This window comes from Vibrio sp. S9_S30, assembly GCF_014694455.1.
GTDB lineage: Bacteria > Pseudomonadota > Gammaproteobacteria > Enterobacterales > Vibrionaceae > Vibrio.
On sequence record NZ_JAAUWT010000208.1, the window covers coordinates 1 to 252 of the forward strand.

Consider the following 252-nt stretch of genomic DNA (forward strand, 5'->3'; position numbering starts at 1 on the left):
GTTCGAATAACGTTTGCCATTCTTGGTTGGTTCGTCGTTTGACCATTTCAAGTCTCCTTTGAGTTGGAGACTTGATCTTATTATTCGAGACGGATGATTAGAACGCGGGGTTCATGATGCGCTTACGCTCTTTCCAGTGCTGATTTGAGCCGTATAACTTCTGGCAACCCACTGCTAGGTTTCTAGGGTGACCCCGCTCCCAGAAGGCTGCACCTTCTCTTGGAGGAACAAGCGCAACAGCCCTTTTTATCT

General features: G+C 48.0%; 1 pseudogene. It reads right to left on the reverse strand.

From position 1 onward, the window contains the following. Positions 1–124 precede the first annotated feature (124 nt). Positions 125–252, reverse strand: a pseudogene (locus HC752_RS24560) (IS5/IS1182 family transposase); the annotation flags it as partial.